Origin of the sequence: Neobittarella massiliensis (ex Bilen et al. 2018), assembly GCF_014269355.1 — a bacterium.
Taxonomy (GTDB): Bacteria; Bacillota; Clostridia; order Oscillospirales; family Ruminococcaceae; genus Neobittarella; species Neobittarella massiliensis.
The window spans coordinates 711,432-729,205 of record NZ_JACOGI010000001.1 but is presented as its reverse complement, the minus strand read 5'-3'; the positions used below and the strand labels follow the sequence as shown (position 1 = coordinate 729,205).

The 17,774-nt window shown below is 60.2% G+C and carries 15 protein-coding genes; 10 read left to right on the top strand and 5 right to left on the bottom strand.

What is annotated here, in order from left to right; translation table 11 throughout:
- Window positions 1-5 precede the first annotated feature (5 nt).
- Together H8K20_RS03330 and H8K20_RS03325 are read left to right on the top strand one after the other, a co-directional pair.
- The gene (locus H8K20_RS03330) at window positions 6-1,406 is read left to right on the top strand and encodes an ArnT family glycosyltransferase (RefSeq protein WP_186487475.1); all 1,401 of its coding nucleotides are present in this window, start codon (window positions 6-8) and stop codon (window positions 1,404-1,406) included.
- A 23-nt stretch (window positions 1,407-1,429) separates the two neighbouring features.
- Window positions 1,430-1,906: a pyridoxamine 5'-phosphate oxidase family protein gene (locus H8K20_RS03325; RefSeq protein WP_105205684.1), complete on the top strand. Its 477-nt coding sequence runs from the start codon at window positions 1,430-1,432 to the stop codon at window positions 1,904-1,906.
- A gap of 110 nt (window positions 1,907-2,016) precedes the next feature.
- Here H8K20_RS03325 and H8K20_RS03320 read toward each other — a convergent pair whose 3' ends face one another.
- Window positions 2,017-2,736, bottom strand: a complete 720-nt coding sequence (locus tag H8K20_RS03320; protein WP_105205685.1) for a purine-nucleoside phosphorylase — start codon at window positions 2,734-2,736, stop codon at window positions 2,017-2,019.
- Between the two features lie 368 nt (window positions 2,737-3,104).
- Between H8K20_RS03320 and H8K20_RS03315 the strand changes: the two genes are divergently transcribed.
- From H8K20_RS03315 to H8K20_RS03300, 4 genes are all read left to right on the top strand, one after another.
- The gene (locus tag H8K20_RS03315) at window positions 3,105-4,490 is read left to right on the top strand and encodes a lipopolysaccharide biosynthesis protein (RefSeq protein ID WP_164998280.1); all 1,386 of its coding nucleotides are present in this window, start codon (window positions 3,105-3,107) and stop codon (window positions 4,488-4,490) included.
- Window positions 4,491-4,657: 167 nt separating this feature from the next.
- A complete protein-coding gene (locus H8K20_RS03310; RefSeq protein ID WP_186487474.1) occupies window positions 4,658-5,149 on the top strand; it encodes an RNA polymerase sigma factor in 492 nt (163 codons plus the stop codon).
- Entirely contained in the window at window positions 5,146-5,700 is a 555-nt protein-coding gene (locus tag H8K20_RS03305) for a zf-HC2 domain-containing protein (RefSeq protein ID WP_154865691.1), read from the top strand. Before H8K20_RS03310 ends, H8K20_RS03305 begins: the two co-directional genes overlap by 4 nt.
- Complete coding sequence (locus tag H8K20_RS03300) at window positions 5,697-6,518, top strand: YfjL-like protein (RefSeq protein WP_186487473.1); 822 nt, start codon at window positions 5,697-5,699, stop codon at window positions 6,516-6,518. Before H8K20_RS03305 ends, H8K20_RS03300 begins: the two co-directional genes overlap by 4 nt.
- 403 nt (window positions 6,519-6,921) lie before the next feature.
- On the opposite strand, the gene H8K20_RS03295 is transcribed toward H8K20_RS03300, so the two are convergent.
- Window positions 6,922-8,112 carry a CynX/NimT family MFS transporter gene (locus tag H8K20_RS03295; protein WP_186487472.1) on the bottom strand — a complete coding sequence of 397 codons (1,191 nt, stop codon included), beginning with the start codon at window positions 8,110-8,112 and terminating at the stop codon, window positions 6,922-6,924.
- 287 nt (window positions 8,113-8,399) lie between these two features.
- On the opposite strand from H8K20_RS03295, the gene H8K20_RS03290 reads away from it, so the two are divergent.
- The 4 genes from H8K20_RS03290 to H8K20_RS03275 all read left to right on the top strand — a co-directional run bounded on the left by H8K20_RS03290 (window position 8,400) and on the right by H8K20_RS03275 (window position 13,783).
- A complete protein-coding gene (locus tag H8K20_RS03290; protein WP_186487471.1) occupies window positions 8,400-9,629 on the top strand; it encodes a nucleoside hydrolase in 1,230 nt (409 codons plus the stop codon).
- 358 nt (window positions 9,630-9,987) lie between these two features.
- Complete coding sequence (locus H8K20_RS03285) at window positions 9,988-11,112, top strand: nucleoside hydrolase (RefSeq protein ID WP_186487470.1); 1,125 nt, start codon at window positions 9,988-9,990, stop codon at window positions 11,110-11,112.
- A 324-nt stretch (window positions 11,113-11,436) separates the two neighbouring features.
- The gene (locus H8K20_RS03280; protein ID WP_186487469.1) at window positions 11,437-12,588 is read left to right on the top strand and encodes a nucleoside hydrolase; all 1,152 of its coding nucleotides are present in this window, start codon (window positions 11,437-11,439) and stop codon (window positions 12,586-12,588) included.
- Window positions 12,589-12,628: 40 nt separating this feature from the next.
- Window positions 12,629-13,783 carry a hypothetical protein gene (locus tag H8K20_RS03275; RefSeq protein WP_186487468.1) on the top strand — a complete coding sequence of 385 codons (1,155 nt, stop codon included), beginning with the start codon at window positions 12,629-12,631 and terminating at the stop codon, window positions 13,781-13,783.
- Between the two features lie 314 nt (window positions 13,784-14,097).
- Here the strand turns inward: H8K20_RS03275 and H8K20_RS03270 are convergent, their stop codons facing one another.
- The 3 genes from H8K20_RS03270 to H8K20_RS03260 form a co-directional block, all read right to left on the bottom strand.
- A complete protein-coding gene (locus H8K20_RS03270) occupies window positions 14,098-14,568 on the bottom strand; it encodes a VOC family protein (protein ID WP_186487467.1) in 471 nt (156 codons plus the stop codon).
- 852 nt (window positions 14,569-15,420) lie between these two features.
- A complete protein-coding gene (locus tag H8K20_RS03265; RefSeq protein WP_186487466.1) occupies window positions 15,421-16,710 on the bottom strand; it encodes a hypothetical protein in 1,290 nt (429 codons plus the stop codon).
- 13 nt (window positions 16,711-16,723) lie between these two features.
- Window positions 16,724-17,737, bottom strand: coding sequence for a nucleoside hydrolase (locus H8K20_RS03260; RefSeq protein ID WP_186487465.1), 1,014 nt, complete (start codon window positions 17,735-17,737; stop codon window positions 16,724-16,726).
- Window positions 17,738-17,774 lie beyond the last annotated feature (37 nt).

Below are 17,774 nucleotides of genomic sequence, written 5' to 3'. Positions count from 1 at the left end.
TTAAAATGGCCTCTCACAAACATATCAATCATCGAAAGCTTATTTTATTGCTCCTTCTCATTATAAGTTTTGGTATCTATTTTTATATTTCACTGCATCTGCCCATGGAGCAGGCCCCCGACGAATACATGCGCTATGATGTACCTCTTTACATCTTTCATCATGGAAATCTTCCCTCCGGTTTCGAAGAGAGCATACGCAATTCGGTCTGGGGTTTCTCCTATGCGTTTACTCCGTATGGCTCTTCCCTGATCGCCGCCCTGTTCATGAAAGTAGTCGGTCTCTTTACTGGTAACGCATTCACTCTTCTGGTAGCCGCTCGCCTAGTCAGTGTACTTTCGGGGGTCGGCACGCTCTATTTCCTGGTCAAAATCGGAAGAAAGGTCTTCCCACATAGTGCACTACAGTACCTTCCCGCTGTATTGTGTGGTTTTCTACCGCAATTTGCATTTCTAAGCGCCTACTTTAATTCTGACGTTTTTGGCATATTTACCACCGCGATGATCGCTTACGGATGGCTCTATTGTCTTGAACACCGCTGGGACCTCAGATCTTGTCTTTTTCTCGGCGTCTCCATAGGTCTTTGCGCCATGAGTTACTACAATGTCTATGCCTTCATTTTGGGTAGCATCTTTCTCTTTCTAGGTGACCGTCTGCTCAATCAACCCGGTCTGACTTGGAAAAACAGATTGATCTCGCTGCTTCGCCCCGGTATATGCATCGCAGTTGTTGCTCTCGTGTTAGCTGGTTGGTTTTTTATCCGTAATTTCATTATGTATAACGGCGATTTTCTCGGTATGGATACGATGTACGCCTGCGGCGAAAAATATGCTCCAGACTTCTATAAACCGTCTAATCGCCCTACGCCTGCAAATAGCGGAGTATCGGTCATCGACATGTTGACCAAGCCCTATATGGGGTTGATGTGGGTATCCACATCGATAAAAAGTTTTATCGGTGTGTTCGGCTACATGACCGCCTACGCACCGCGCAGCATCTATTTTGTTTATACGCTATTCTTTGCTATCTCCATATTTCTTGGTCTTTTCTATATCATCAGTCACAGCAACTCCGTGCAAAAAAGGCTCCTGGCCTTCAATGGCTTTCTCTGTGTTATCGTTCCCGTTATCCTGAGCGTCAAATACTCCTACAGTATCGATTATCAACCTCAGGGGCGCTATTGCATCCCCGCTCTGCTCCCTCTTGTCCTTTGGATATCTTGTGGTTTTGCCTGGACCATAGAAAAAGTCAAGTTAAAAAAGAAACATTTACCCGCTCATGTTCTGTCAAGGCCCCAGGCATCGACACTTGAAGACCGCCTTGTAGTTTTCTCGGCGTCGGTAGTCTATATCGCACTATTTTTTTATGTCATGATCAGTACACTGCTCCCACTTTGCACCGTATAATGTAACAAGTAAGGAGGTCTCCCATGCGCCGCCGCGACCGCCAGATCACCGACCCCGCCGCTATCGCCGACCTGCTCTCCCGCTGCAAGGTCTGCCGCATCGCCGTCACCGACAGGCAGGGCCCCTACATCGTGCCGCTCAATTTTGGCTATCAGCTGTCCGAGAGCGGTGCGCTCACGCTGTACTTTCACAGCGCTCAGACCGGCCGCAAGCTGTCTGCCCTGCAGGCCTGCACCGGCCCCGTCGCCTTCGAGATGGATTGTGCCCACCGGCTCACCGCCGGTCCCACCGCCTGCCAGTACGGCTACGATTACCAGAGCCTGCTTGGCACCGGCCAGGTCCGCATCCTAAAAGACCCCGCCGAAAAGGCGGCGGCCCTATCTCTGCTCATGCGCGCCCAGACCGGCCGCGACTTCTCTTTTAGCGAGAGCGAAACCCGCTCGGTCGCCGTCTTTTCCCTCACCTCCACCGATTATACCGCCAAGCAGCGGGGGTACTGATCGCCCCCGTCCATTCATCCAACGCAAAAAAGGCCCCTATCTTTGCCAAACAGCGAAAATAGGGGCCTTTTTTACAATTTGTTCACATTTTACTTTGCTGCCGGTCGCGCCTACTGCGCTGCGGTATCCAGCGCCAGCTCGATCATGTCGATAAGATTTTTCTCCTTGTCCTCGGCCGAGACCCCGCCCTCGTGGCTGCCGTCGCCGCCAAAATTGGTCACCACGATGCTCATCATGGTCAGCGCCTTGGCGCCGTAGCGGGCCGCGGCCGTGTACAGCGCCGTTCCCTCCATCTCCGAGGCGATCACCCCGTATGCCGCCCACTTGGCCGCATAGGCCGGCTTGTCGTCGATATACAGGTGGTCGTTGCACAGCGTGTTGCCGGCAAAAATGCGCAGCCCCCGGTCCCGTCCCAAATGGTAGGCCTTGTCCAGCAACTCAAAGTCGGCGCAGGCGGCAAAATGGCCGGGCAAAATGTAGTCGTTGATGGCCGAGGTGGTGCTGGTGGCCTGCGACAGCACGATGTCCATCAGCTTCAAGTCGGGGTCAAAAGCGCCGGCCGTGCCCAGCCGCACCAGCCGCTTACAACCGTAATCACGGGTGAGCTCGGTGGCGTAGATGAGCATCGACGGTATGCCCATCCCCGTCCCCATCACCGACATGGGCTGCCCCTTATAAAGGCCGGTATAGCCGTACATCCCCCGCACTCTATTGAAACATACCGGGTCCTGCAGGTAGTTCTCCGCTATGAATTTGGCCCGCTCCGGGTCTCCCGGCAGCAAAATACTGGGGGCGATATCCCCCATCTTGGCCTCGATGTGCATGCTCATCGCGCTCGCTCCTTCTCATCATCAGAAGAGCGGCCCCACTTTACCGCCGCTCTCCACCCCGTGTTTTCTTTAGTATACCACTCCCGCCGCCGGCAGCACAACACGCCGCCTTGCCGCCCCGCTCGGCCCTAAACCGCCCCCAGCGCCCCTATCTGTGGCTTTTGCACAGGATTGTTCACAGGATATCTGTATAATCGACAGTGCAAATGGGTATATAGTAATAATTATTGCGCATAAGTTTGTCATTTTTTCCTGACATTGGTATAATAGGCTATATGTTCGATGCCGACCGCTCCGGCCGGCCCTCGCTTGAACACGGCGCCCACGGCTCCCGCGCCCGGCGCTGCACAGTAAAGGGTGGTTTTCGCTTGAATAAATACAAAAAGCTGATGTCCAATACCATCATCTTCTCCATCGGTACTTTCAGCTCCAAACTGCTGGTCTTTTTGCTCATGCCGCTGTATACCCGGGTGCTCTCCCCCAGCGACTACGGCACCGTCGATATCATCACGCAAACGGCCAGCCTGCTCATGCCGGTCGTCTCTCTGAGCATCGCCAGCGGCATCATCCGCTTCGGGCTCGATAAGCGCATCGACAAATCCGACGTGTTCTCTATCGGTCTGGTCACCATCCTGGCCGGCTTCGGGGTGTTCTTCCTATTCTCGCCACTACTCAAAAAGATCACCTTCATCAGTCAGTACACGCTGCTCATCTACCTGTACGTGTTCATGGCTCTCATCAAGCAGCTGTGCGCCGAGTTCGTCCGCTCCAAGCAGTACGTCAAGCTCTACGCCTTCGACGGCATCTTGGCCACGGTGCTCACCATCATCCTCAACGTGCTGTTTTTGGTGGTGTTCAAGTGGGGCATCACCGGTTATGTCCTGGCCACCATCGTGGCCGATACACTGTGTACCCTGTTTTTGTTCACCATCGCCGGGCTGCACCGGTACATCAAGCTGGGCCACTGGCGCCCCGGCCTGTGGGGCTCGATGATGCGCTACTGCATCCCCATGATCCCCTCGGCGGTGTTCTGGTGGATCACCAACGTCTCCGACCGGTACATGGTCACCTACTACCTGGGTGAAGGGGCCAACGGCCTGTACGCCGCCAGCTACAAGGTGCCCACCGCCATCGTGCTGCTCTCCACCATCTTCTCCGACGCCTGGCAGATCTCCGCCGTCGAGTCGGCCGACAGCAAAAAGCGCTCCGCCTTTTTTTCCAATGTCTTTTCCTCCTTCCAGTCGCTCCTGTTTCTGGGCTCTTCCGGCCTCATCATGATGGCCAAGTTCATCACCTCCATCCTGGTCTCCCAAACCTTCTACGACTCCTGGCGCTACATCCCGGTGCTGGTCATCGCCACGCTGTTTAACTGCTTTGCCACCTTCATCGGCAGCGTCTACCTGGTCGAAAAAAAGACTACGCTCATCCTGGGTACCGTCATCTCGGGCGCGCTCATCAACATCGTGCTCAATCTGGCGCTCATCCCGCGGGTGGGGGTCAACGGGGCGGCCATCGCCACGCTGGCCAGCTATTTTGTCATCTACCTCATTCGCGCCGCCAACTCCCGCAAGTATATAAAGATCAACTTCCAGTTCCCCAAAATGCTTTTTAACACCGCGATCCTCATTCTGCAGGCCGTCATCATGATCACCGAGATTCCCTACTGGATCCCCTGCCAGATCGCACTGGTGCTCGTCATGCTGCTGTGCAACTTTAAGCCCATTTTACGGGGCGTATCCCGCATCATCAAGTAACGCCTTTCAGCTGTCCGCAGGTCCACCGCCGCCGCTCCCGGCCCGGTGGGCCTGTTTTCCTGTCAAGGCACTTATGAAGCGGTCAAAAAAGAAAAAACGCCTCTTTTTCAGGTTTTTTGTAACAAAATCTGTTTTGCGGCGACAGATAGGTGAGAGGAGATGATGGCATGCACCGGGTCGAGCAGCTGTACCGCGCTTTTCAGCGGGATGTATACCTCTACCTGCTGTCGCTCACCGGCGACCCCACCCAGGCCGAAGACCTCACCTCCGAGACATTTTTGCAGGCCCTGTGCGCCATCGGCCGCTTTCGCGGCGACAGCAGCGTAAAGACCTGGCTGCTGGGCATCGCCCGCCACCTGTGGCTGCGCCAGCTGCGGTCTCCCCCGCCCCTCACCGGCGACAGCGCGTTGCTGGGCGCCTATCTGTGCGGCCCGGGCCCCGAGTCCCAGCTCATCGCCCGGCAGGCAGTCGACCGCATCGCCCAGCTGCTCTCAGAAAAAGGTGAAGCCCCGCGGCGCACCATCTATCTGCGGGCGCTGGGCCACAGCTACGACGAGATCGCCGCCGCGCTGCACATCTCACCCAATTCGGCCCGGGTCATCGAATTTCGCACCAAAAAGTGGCTGCGCGAGCAGCTGCAAAAGGAGGGGTACTTATGAGTGAACGGCAACCGCACATCGGCTGTGGCGCCTGCCAAGACCTGATACCGCTGGTACAAGACGGGGTGGCCAGCACCGAGAGCCGGCAACTGGTGGCCGGCCACACCGCCCAGTGCCCCCAGTGTCGGGCGCTGCTGGCAGCGGGCAGCTCTTCGGTGCCGCCCGTCGCCCCGGCGCCAGAACTGCTCACCGTGCGCCGTCTGCGGCGGCAGCTGCTCACCGGCGCGCTGCTCATCCTGCTGGTGGGCGTGCTGGGCGGCAGCCTGCTCACCTACTCCATAGACATGTTCTACAACCTGCTCATCATGCCGGCCATCGGCGCCGCTGGCTACCTGGTGTTGCGGCGGCAGTGGTACTGGTCGGTGGCCGGGGCCGGGCTGTGCTCTCTCGTCGGGGTGCTCTGCAAACTGCTCCTTTTCGACCACAGCGGCCCAGTCGCCGCGCTGATCGCCGCAGTGCCCATGGCGGTCCTCTATGCCGCTCTCGCCGCAGTGGGCTGCCTCATCGGTTTTCTGCTGCACTTCGCCTTTAAAAAGGAGGATACGCCATGACCGCCAAAAAGCGTCTGCTCAAGCTGGGGGCATTGCTCGCCGCCCTGCTGCTCATCGCCGCTATCGCCGGTGTCGCCGCCTCCTTTCTGGGCGATCCCGTCTCGGCGGCCATCGCCCAAAAAGGGATAGACCGCTATCTGCGGCAGCAGTACCCCCACAGCCAGCTGCAGGTAAAAAAGCCGGTCTACAATTTCAAGCTCGGCCGCTATACCGTCCAGGTGCAGGACCCCGGCCATGTCGACGCGCATTTTTCCGTCGAGTGGAAGCCCCACTTTTTAGGCGGCAGCGTCTGTTACGACAGCTACGACACCAGTGTCACGGCGCTGCACAACACCGCTCTTCGTCTGGAGGAGTCCTTCGGCAGCTATCTACAGCCCCACTTAGCCCAAATAGAGGGGCTAAAGCAGGTAGACTCGAGGGTCGAATTCACCGCGACCGCCTACGAGGACCTCTCCCCGTATCTGCAGCTGGATATGCCGTTCGACCCCCGCCAGCAACTGCCGCTACAGCTGCAGCTGTTCGTCGACCTGGGCGACATGTCCTGCCAGCAGCTGGCGGCGCTCTTTACCCAGGTGCACCAGCGCTGTCTGGACGCCGGGGTAGCGGTGCAGTGCTACCACCTCTCCTCCTTCGCTGAAAACGGCCCCACCATCCGTGTCGAGAACCTGCGCCCAGCCGATATCGAGAGCGGCCAGTTGGTCGCTCTGCTGCAAAATGCGCTCCAAAACCCCGACCCCATCGGCCAAAAGCCCAAAGAAGAGGTCACCGACGAGGAGTACCGCCAGTACCGCGACCGGCTGCACGTCTCTGTCAGCTAAAAAGCCCGGCGCACAATACCGGGCCAAAGTACCGGGTGCAAAAACCAGGTGCCAGCGTCTAAATCGGCTCCGGTCCGGTTTTTTAGGCCCTCCGGCGGCAAGCTCGCAGCCCCGCTCCACACGTGCGCATACACCGGTATAGCCCAGTATAAGACGAGGATCTCCGTCCCGTCTTTCTACAGTGGCCCCGCTATCCGCTATTTTGTACACATGTAGCCACGGCTGAACTGCTTGCTTAAACCCGCCCACACCGCCGGCAGTTCTGCGCTGCCCGCGGTCTTACCGATCAGCTCAACGGCAAAAAAAGAGAGGACAGCGAGTGCGCTGTCCTCTCTTTTTTATCCGCTTATATGTGCATACGCCGCCATCTGGCCGCCCCCCAAACAGACGACAATACCGGCGCTTACTCCTCGTCTAAGATATAGCGGTCGCGGGCGGCGCCCACACCAAACAGTGTCAGCAGCACCAGTACCCCCACCAGCACGCCCAGCGGCACCATCCACGAGCCGATCACATCGTACAGCGCCCCGATGAGGATGGGCCCCACCGCTGCCAGCAGATAACCGATCGACTGGGCCATCCCCGACAAAGTCGCCGTCTGCTGTACGCTCTTACACCGGTACGACATGAAGATCAGCGCCAGCGCCAAGCTGCCGGCAGTGCCCAGTCCGGCACAGATCAGCGACGGGATGAGGATAAACAGGTTGTCACCGGCAAACATCACCCCGGCCACCCCAACGGTAAACAGCGCCGAGTCGACAAAGGTGACCAGCCGCTGGTCGCGCTTTTTAGCCGCCCAGATGGGGAAGATGAACGAGGCCGGGATGCTGGAGAGCTGGAATACCAGCACCAAAAAACCGGCGTCTGCCGCCGATATGCCCCGGCTCTGTAGGATCGTTGCCAGCCAGGATACCAGCGAGTAGAACAAAAACGACTGACAGCCCATATACAGGGCGATCCGCCAGCTCAAAGGGCTGCTCATCACCCGGCGGGCCGGGGAGGGTCTGCCCTTGACCTCCCGCCCGCGGGGGCCGCCCTCTTCCCCGCGGCCCAGCTGCCGCGACCAGACCAGCGCGGCCAGCGCCAGCGTGGCCAGCCACATCGCCAGCGAGCCCCGCCACCCCAGCCCAGCCTCGGCCGCCGGTACACTGATGCCCGAGCCGATAGCCGAAAAAGTCGACATGGAAGTGGTGAACAGGCTGGTCATAAAACCCACCTTTAAGGGAAAGCGCTCCTTGATGATGCTGGGCAGCAAAATGTTTCCCACTGCAATGCCCACACCCAGCAGCGTGGTACCGATAAAAATACCCGGCACCCCGCAAAACGAGCGGGTCAGCACACCGGCGATCATGCTCAAAAGCCCCAGCAGCATGGTCCACTCCATGCCCAGCTTGTCCATCATCGTCGAGACGAACGGCGACACCACGGCAAAAGCCAGCAGCGGCAGCGTGGTGATAAAGCCCGCCAGAGCACTCGACATGCCCGTATCGCCCTGTATCATCGATACCAGCGAGCCCACCGACGTGATGGGCGCGCGCAGGTTGCAGGCAATGAGCACAATGCCCCAAAACAGCCATACTTTCTTGTTGTTCATAAAACCCTACTCCTCAAAACTGTCCTCAAACTGTCATATAGCGCTATCATACCACAAATTTTGCCACCACGCCACCCAGCATGCCCTGCTTTCTCTGATCCGCTCCTCTTTGCTTTCTGCACTTTTTCAAAGTCGAATACAGCAGAGCTCTTCCAGATAACATAACGATTGATCTATATATTTTATCTATATGAAGATTATTATTGTGCATATAGTAAAGATGCTGTATACTGGTCGTAAGAACAGACCGGCTGTGCGCCGGTGCTCTTTGTTGGGAGGTACTTTTCATGCGGCGTTTTCGATCGGTGCCCGCTCTCTGGCACAAACTCTCTAACTCTAAGCGCGTCCGGTGGCCCATGGCTATCCTCGCTGTCTTTCTGGTCGTTACCTGCATAAACACCGCGCTCGAGACCCCGCCCGATCCGCTCTCCTCCTCCGGTAACGTCATCCCCGTCATCATCGACTGCACCGGTACGGCTCAAGACGGCTATGCGCTCGTACTGGCCGGCAGCGTCCGCGGTCTCGATGTGCGGGGCGTCACCACTGTATACGGCGATCTGCCGGCCGGGGCCGCCAGCCAAAACACCTTGTCGCTGGTCGACTATATCGGGCTCGGCTGTCCGGTAGCCACCGGGGCTACCTCTCCCCTGCGGCGGGCACGGATCTCCAGCACCACCGCCAGCGGCGCCGTCGGCCTGTGTAATGTGGCTCTGCCGGTGCCCGCCCAAAAGCTCGACGAGCGCCCCGCCTGGCAGCTCATCTACGACGAGGCAGTCGCCCAAAACGGCAAGCTGCAGCTCATCTGTTTGGGCCCGCTCACCAACGTGGCCACCGCCCTGCAACAGTATCCCGACCTGGCTCAAAAGCTGGCCGGCATCACCCTTTTGGCCGGCGAGCTGGAGGCCGGTACAGCCGATGCCAACGCGCTCTACGACCCACATGCCCTCGACGCCGTGCTGCACAGCGGCGTGCCGCTGCTCATCGTCCCCTTTAGCGCTGCGGCCAGCGACACCATCCTTTTAAACCCCTGTCCTGTCGCCAGCGGGCAAGAGCCCGGTACCATCCATCTGCCCACCGCACAGCTGTCAGAAAAAGAAAAGCAGGAGGCGGAAAAAAAGATACAGGAAAAAGCGCAAAAGACCGGCCGCGCGCCCGCAGAGTCCTCCGGCGAACAACTCTACTGGTCCGATCTGCTCACCCCCAAAAGCGACGTGTACGACTTTTTAGCCGGCGTGCAGCAGTACACCGACTGGCAGTGGAAAATAGAAGGTGACCGAGATACCGCCAACGGTCTTACTTTTGCCAGTATGGTACCGGTACTGGCTACCGCCGGCCGGGGCAGCATCTGCTCAAAGGTCAATCGCTGGGTGTCGGTCTCCACCACCGGTGATGACATCGGTTTCGTCACCTTCTCCGAATATCGCGATAAATCGGGCGTCAAGGCCACCGTCGTCACCAGAACCGACCGCACCCGCTACCTGCAGGCGGTCGAAAATATGTCCCGCGCCTATACCTGAGCCATATCCATCGCGCTGCCTCAGCGCCTTTTTCGCCCCGGAACGGTTGCGCCACGGGCATGGTCCCACGCCTTTACCGCTGTTTTCATCGGGAGGTGCCGCCACCGCCCTGCAGCTGCCCACAGCGGTCCTCCCCCAAAGGCTAAGACCGGCAAGCACATCAGCATTCGTCTGCCGCGCCCGAACACCAAGTTTTTGTCAGGTCTTTTGCCAGGAGATCGGCACATCAGCCGTCTGGATGGCTGTCGGCGCAGAATGCACCTAAAATGCGCGCAATCATATGCGCTGCGTTCTCCCTCTACCGGCATGTCCACCTCCTACACCCATCATGAGACCCTCTTTGGGCAGGAGAACACGGATGAAAAAACTGATCACTAACGGCCCCACAGCCGTTTCGCCCTCCAAAAAACGCGGCCGGCGGCCGGTCTTTCTTCTCGCCACCACTATACTGGTGTGTGGGGTGCTTAGTGGGCTCGGGCAGTTGCTCGATCAGCCCGATTATCTCTCCGGTCCCTCCCCTATCCCGGTCATCATCGACTGCGATCCCGGCGCTGACGATGGCTATGCTCTGGTTCTGGCCGGCTGCGCTGCCGGCCTGGACATCCGCGCCGTCACTGCGGTCTATGGCAGTCTGCCGCTGGGTGCCTGTGCCCAAAACGCGTGTGCATTGGCCGACTATATCGGCCTGCGGTGCCCGGTGGCAGCCGGGGCTGCAGTCCCACTCAAACGCTCCCTACAGCCCAGCGCTGCCGGCAGCGGTGCCGGTGGTCTATGCGGTGTCGCTCTGCCGGTGCCCACCCGCCAGCTGGATGCCCGTCCCGCCTGGCAGCTCATCTACGACGAGGCAGTCGCCCAAAACGGCAAGCTGCAGCTCATCTGCCTGGGCCCGCTCACCAACATCGCCACCGCCCTGCAGCTCTACCCCGACCTGGCCGGCAAGATCGACAAGATCACCCTGCTGTGCGGAAATGTCTCGCTCTCCGCGCGCGAGCCAAACGCCAGTGCCGACCCGCACGCGCTGCAGCTGGTGCTGCAAAGTGGCATCGAGCTGCAGATCGTCCCCCGCGATACCGCCTACGACTGCACCTATCTCTCTAATCCCAGCCCCACTGCCAACACAGATACCTACTGGGGCGAGATCGTCTCCCCCTCAAGCCGCGTGCACGCGCTGCTTGCCGGTGTACAGCGATACACCGATGAGCAGTGGCGGGTAGAGGCATCCGCCCTCGACCCAAATGGCCGCGGTCTGCCCGATCTGGCAGCGGTCATCGCAGTGATCGCCCCCTCTATCTGCCAAAAGCGCACCGCCTACATGTCAGTCGGCACCCAGTCAGAGCAGTGCGGCACAACCGCCTTTTATCCGCTCACCGACCAACCGGCGATAGCCGCCCACCCCGCCGGCTGTCGGGTAACCGTGCTCACCGGCCTGGACAGCGAGATCTATATCCAGCTCCTGCGCGACATGGTCGAGAGCTACCGCTAGCCGGGCAGGCGAGCAGCCGGTATTGCCGGCAGCGGCCGCACCGGCTGCTCGCAGTATGCCGGGTACTTCCGGCCACTGCTTGATGTCCTTCTGTATCCTGCTGCCCAGCCCGTACATATACAGGGCCGCCCATACCCGCCGCTCTATTTGTTACAAAAGTCTCACAACTCGGGGCTGTTTCTTGAATTTCGCCCCTCATCGTGCTATACTGTACAAAACCTCATAAATATTCGGTGCACATTGTATGCACCATTCATATTTTATCGGCATTTTTGTTGTATAGGACGACCAGAGCAGAGCAGCTCTGCGCGGGGGAGGCGGCAGATGAGCACGCGGTACAATCCCAACCCTTTTGAAAAGAAAAAGATGAAAAAGAGCACCAAATGGGTGCTCTGTATTTTAGCTGCCGTCTCGGCCGTCGGCTGCATCGTCGCCGCGCTGGTACAGGAGCCGGTCATCCCCGCCTATAAAGAGGCTGTCCCCGTCATCATCGACTGCGATCCCGGCACCGACGACGGCTATGCTCTGGTCATGGCCGGGGGCACCGATAATCTGGATGTGCGCGGTATCACCACCGTTTACGGTGCGCTCTCCATCGGCGCCACCACCCAAAACGCGCTGTCCCTCACCGACTATATCGGGCTTGGCTGTCCGGTCTCTGTCGGAGCCGCCACACCACTGGTGCGCTCGCTGCGCCCCAGCTCCGAAAACAACGGGGTCGGCGGCCTGTGCAGTGTGGCGCTGCCGGTCCCCGCCCAAAAGCTCGACGAGCGCCCCGCCTGGCAGCTCATCTACGACGAGGCAGTCGCCCAAAACGGCAAGCTGCAGCTCATCTGCCTGGGCCCGCTCACCAACGTCGCCACCGCCCTGCAGCAATATCCCGACCTGGCTCAAAAGCTGGCCGGTATCACTTTTATGGCCGGCAACTTCGATTCTCCCGCCGTCGAATTCAACACCTCCTGCGACCCGCAGGCGCTGGATGTCGTGCTGCGCTGTGGGGTTCCACTGACCGTCGTACCCCGCGACCGCGCCTATTTGGCCACCCGGCTTATTAACCCCTGCCCCGTGGCCGATGGCGACGGCAATACGGCCCTGTGGGGAAGCGGAGCTCCAGACTACTGGTCTGATCTGGTATCCGACAAGAGCCCGGTCCAGAGCTTCCTGGTCGGGGTACAGCAGTACACCGACGACAACTGGAAGACCAACGACCAAACTACCTCCCTCAACTGCCGGGCCATGCCCAGCATGGCGCCGCTGCTCAGCGTGATAAGCGGCGGCAGCGACCTGTGCCGGTACGACAAATGCTGGGTCAACATCATCACCACCGGCGAAAAGACCGGGACGGTCGTTTTCACCTCCGCTCAAGATGCAGAAAAGTCAGATGAAGATCTCGGCGCCGAGGTCTCTCTGCTGGTCGATATCGACCGCACGCTCTACCGGCAGGCCATCCGGCAAATGGTCAATTCCTACCGGTAGAGCTTGCCCCTCCATCCTACCAGAAAGGCAGGTTACCCCTATGAAGCTCTATAAAAAGCCGCTCCCCAAGCGGGCGGTACAGGGTATCGCTATCGCGCTGGCTGCAGTCATGGTGGCGCTCACCGCGGCGGCCGCCACCCTCACCGTGCAGCACGCCCGCAAGAGCGAGATCCTGCAGGACGACAAGCAGGAGCTGCTGGTAGAAGACCTGATCCTCGACGGCCAGACCGCCTATCTCCTGTTGTCGCAGATCACCTACTCCGACAAGTTAGAGGGCTTCTCCATCCAGGAACAGGGGTATCTCGAGGCCGACGCCAAACTCAACAGCGCAGTCGTCACATTAGAAGTAAGCACCGGCGGCAAGCGCTATCAGGTAGGCGAAGACCAGATTCAGCGCAGCTATAGCGTCTCCGGCGGCCGGTTTTACTGCTACTATCTGGCCCGCATCGACGGCGTGCGCGAAGCCGGCGACACGGCGGTGGTCACCGCCAACTATAAACGGCGCGACATCGACGTCCAGCAGCTGTCTGCCCTGCAAACGCAGACCGAGCAGATCCAGCTGCTCACCGGTCACACCGTCCAGATCGAGACCCGCTTTCTGCAGAGCGGCAGTGGCAGCGTACTGCAAAAGGTCGTCCTCCCCAAAGACGATCCCAGCCTTACCAGTGTCGTCCCCACCCTTACAATCGGCGCCAGCGACGGGCGCATGTACAGCGCCGCCGCCCAGCAGCTTGGCGACTATACGCTCTACCGCCTGCAGGACGACCGCATCGAGCGCAAAGGTTCCCCCGCGGTCTCCTACCTCTCGTACAGCAATCTGCTCGTCACCTTTAGTGGCCAGCGCAGCGCCACCTTTACTGCCCCTATCTTACAGGACGGCGAGAGCCGGGAGATCGCGCAGCCAGTCACCTGCGGCAGCTTTACGCTGCCCGCCGTCACCGCGCTGCAAGACGGCGAAGACACCGCGCTGCGGCTGCCGCCCATGTCCAGTGTCGGGGTCATCACCAAGCTCTCCATGGCCCAGCCCGACGATCAGGATGTCTCCTCCCGCACCTCTTTTGAGCTCATGGATGTGAGTACCGACCCCCACTTTCTCTTCAAGTGGAAAAACTGGTCCGGGAAAGAGATGCCGGTCGCCGTCACCGAGATCCAGCTGCAGCTGGAGCAGTTCGGCTGGATCCAGCGAAATAGCTGATCCTCGGCACATTCGGTCGCCCCGGTAAGACCGTCTCCGTCTATCTCTCATCAAAAGCAGTAGACCCAACTTCCCGATCTCAAAAGAGCGATCCCCCCGTGTACAGACCGCGTACACAGGGGGATCGCTCTTTTGGGGACACATCTTGCCACGCAGCAGCACTGCCCCGCCGGTCTATCTCTCGGCAGGCCCGTCCACCACAGTGGTCCCCCTCCTAACACCCGCGAGCGGCGCAGGCCAAAGTGGTATGCCCGCCTACTAGTACTCCACCGCGAAGCCGCCGCAAAGCAGCGGCAGGACCTGCGCGGAGCCGCTCACTCCGCCAACAGCTGAGCGGCGAAGTCCGCCCCGACATCCATGCGCCGGGCGATCTGCTCTACATCCATTCCCTGCCCGGCAAAACGGCGCGCTACCGCCGGCAGCGGCTCCCCTATCTCGATGATATGTCGGTCGGGGTCGTATATGCGCACCGCCCGCTGCCCCCAGCGGTGCTCTATTACCGGATGCACGTAAGAGATATCTTCCATCGCCGCCAGCCGCGCGGCAAAAGCGTCAAAATCGGTCTCTTCAAAATACAGCTCGGCACTCTTGCCGCCAAACCGGATATCCCGCTCGTCACAGCCCAAAAATCCGGCCCAGCTCTCCAGCGTCTGCAGAGAAACACCGCCCGTGAGCACCTGGTTGGTGCCAAAATCCTGCTCTACCGTCAGGCCCAACACCCGGTGATAAAAGTCCAGGCTCTTTTGCATATCCGCTACCGCGATCAGGGGGTTCTTATAGGTCATCTTCGCTCTCCTTTATCGATTATAAGCTTTATACAGGTACCGCTCGCCGCTGGTCCATGGCGGCAGGTACACCGTACCGTCCACCAGCCCGGCACCGGGGTGCCCGCCATCGGGGCCAAGGTGTCACCGCCGTTTTCAGCAGCCGTGCTCCCGCTCTCGCAAACACATAGTCTCGGGCACAGGGCAGGCTATCCGCCCACCGCGCTCAAAGGTCCGTCAGCGCCGCGCAGACCTATCCGCCAGCTGCCCTGTGTTGCCAATAAATAGCCGCCGTCCCAGTGTTTTGCGCTGTCCAACAGCAGTGTGTCCCCGCACGGTCTATATCCATTTCCCGCTCAAGGCGCATACCCCGCATCTTCTTTTCGGGGCGATGAACATCGGCAGCTGTCACAGGGCCATTTTTACCGCACAGACAGGCCTTTCCGCCCAAAGATCCATGGAGCACACATATAGGTCAGCTCTGGCCAGGCGCCTTTTAAAGATCTGCTCCCCAAGCTCCGCCAGCCGCGCTGGGGCATCCCCGCCACGCCCGCCACTGCACCTAGGCCGGGTCAGTCCGCCAGCCGCGCTGGGTCCCCGCCATCACCCGCACACCAGCATACCAGCACACCGACACACCAGCCCCGCGGGGATAGGTCCGCGCCGGCCGGCGCCCGGACCCCAGGTTTTCTTCATTCTATCCCCCGCCCCGCGATCTGTCAAACCGGCCACCTGGTCCTATCCCGCCTTTTCACGCCGGAAGATCCTCCAGGCTTCCCGCCCCCACTAAAAAAAACAGACTGCATAAGACCCATCTCATACAGTCTGTCCTCTCTTTTCCGGTAGCGAGTACCGCGTTCTCTTTTTGCCCGCCTACTGCTCTGCCGAACGCGCGGCCGCTATCTCTATCCAGCCCGGGCAGGTCCTCTGCACCAGCGCCGTGTCGATGAGCAGGGTCAGCTGCTCCCCCGGCTCGGCCCGCACGGCGTAGGTCATGGTGTCAAAATCAGAGATGTAGCCCCGGCTCAGCAGCCCGCGCTCACCGGCAGTCAGGATCTGGCCCTCCTGCAGCTTCTGGTAAAGCGCGTCGTCGGCCGTCTTTTCGGCCGCTATCAAGCCGGTCACCGGCCCCCAGTCACTCTCGCCCTGCAATTTGATGTACACATACGGCCCCTCGCGGTACACGCTCTGCAAACGTACGCTGGCCGGGCCAACAGCCAGCTCGCGATCATCCAGCTGTATCGTCTGCCCATCTTCCGGGTTGGGCAGGGTGGTCTCCCGCGGTTTTTCGGCCCGGGCCGCCACCGAATAGCCGCCGTAGTCCAGGCGGGTCACCAGCCGGCCGGTCTCAGCATCCTGCAGGTGATAGGCCCAGCGCATAGCCCCATCCGAAAAGCAGAGACGTCTGGCCGTCGGCTGCGCCGCCGCATAGTCCTCGCTCACGGCAAACAGGTCGGTCAGGTACAGGTCCTCCCACCCCTCCTGTTGGGGCTGCGCATACTCCACCACAAAGTCCTGCCCATCGTTAGAGAGCGGTGTGATCACCACCTCGGTCTCTTCCCCGCCGGCCAGCTGCACCTGTTTTTTCACCGGCTCCTGCCCGGCGGTGTACTGCAGCGCAATGCGCTTGAGTCCCTCCCCGTTGACCGAAAGGTACACCGCCTCCTGCCGGCGCGTGTCGGCAAAGCGAAAGTCGGTGGTCACCGTGTACTCGTACTCGCCAATACCCGAGATACCGCTCCCCAGCGCTGTGGCCGTGTACACCTTGTCGCTCATGTGCATCTCTAAAGTCACCTGCGGGGTGGGCAGCTCATCGGTCCGGTCCTCCAGCAGCTTGCCGGTCTCCCCGTCGTAGCGCAGATAGTCCTCCAGTAAAAAATCCTTGCCGTCCACCACCTTGTAGCTCGACTCCACCGACACCAGCGTCTCGCTCTTATTCTGGTACACCGCCACCACACTGTGGCGGCTGGCCCCCTCGCCAAACGTGGTGCGGGCCGTGCTGTAGGTGTAGTCCGCCCGTATCGTCACAAAGTTATAGGTCAGCAAAAAAATGCCCAGCAGCACGCCCAACGCCGCTGCCGCGATCACCGTCGTAGCCTTGGCCGCTCGGCGCACCTTTTTGTTGCCGGCTGCCCGGCGCAGCCGCTCCGGCAGTTTCAGCATGCCGCCACCTCCCTTACTTCTGGTAATCTGCGCACATCCGGCGCAGCACATCCAGCATCTTTTCCCGGTCAAGCCCCACCGCGTAGCGCACCGGGCTGCCGTCATCAGTCAGCACCGTAGTGCCGCGGTCCGCGCGCCCGGTCAGGCAGCGCAGCGAGCCCTGTTCTATCGTCAGCACCTGGGGATCTGTCAGGGCCATCACCGCCAGCACATCGTTGAGGATCTTGCTGTCGCTCTCCTCCCCCACAAAGGTCCGGCGCATCCCATTTAAGAGCAGCGGTATGCGGCTGTCGCCGATCATGGCCTCCAGCTCATCCCCCTGCACCACCGCCTGCGATGTCACGTCATAGCCAATCACCGTAATGTCCACGCCGCTCTCCAGCACCGCCTCCATCGCCCAGGGGTCGTTAAAGGCGTTGAACTCGGCGCTGGGGGTCATGTTGCCCAGCCCGGTGGGCGAGCCCCCCATCACCGTGATACCGGCCAGCATATCTTTTAAATCGGGGTACAGTTCCAGCGCCTTGGCGATGTTCGTCAGCGGCCCGATGGCGATCACCTGCAGCTGTCCGCCACAGGCCTTGGCCGTGTCGTATAACAGCTTCCAGGCCGGGCGCCGGTCAAAGGTGCGGTCGGGCGTGGGCAGCGCCACCCCGCCCATGCCGTCGCTGCCGTGGGCGTAAGCGGCCCCCATGGGCACCCCCTGCAGGGGGTAGGTGGCGCCCAGCGCCACCGGGCACCCCAGCCCAATATAGCTGGCAATGCTCAGAGCGTTGGCCCCGGTGCGCCCCAGCCCCACGTTCCCCTGTACGGCGCCAATGCCCAACACCTGCAGCGCGGGGCTCTTTTTTGCCAGGGCCAAGGCAAAGGTATCGTCGATGCCGGGGTCGCAGTCGATAAACACCGGCACCTTGTCCCGCTGCCAAGTCACCGCCGCCGTCCCCTCTTTTTGGGGGGCTGCCGCAGCGGCCGCGCACAGGCAAAAAAGCACCGCTGCCACCAGCGTCGATGCAGTCCGTTTTCCCCTCATTTCTTCGCCCCCTTTTTTGCGTGTTCGCGCCGCGTGC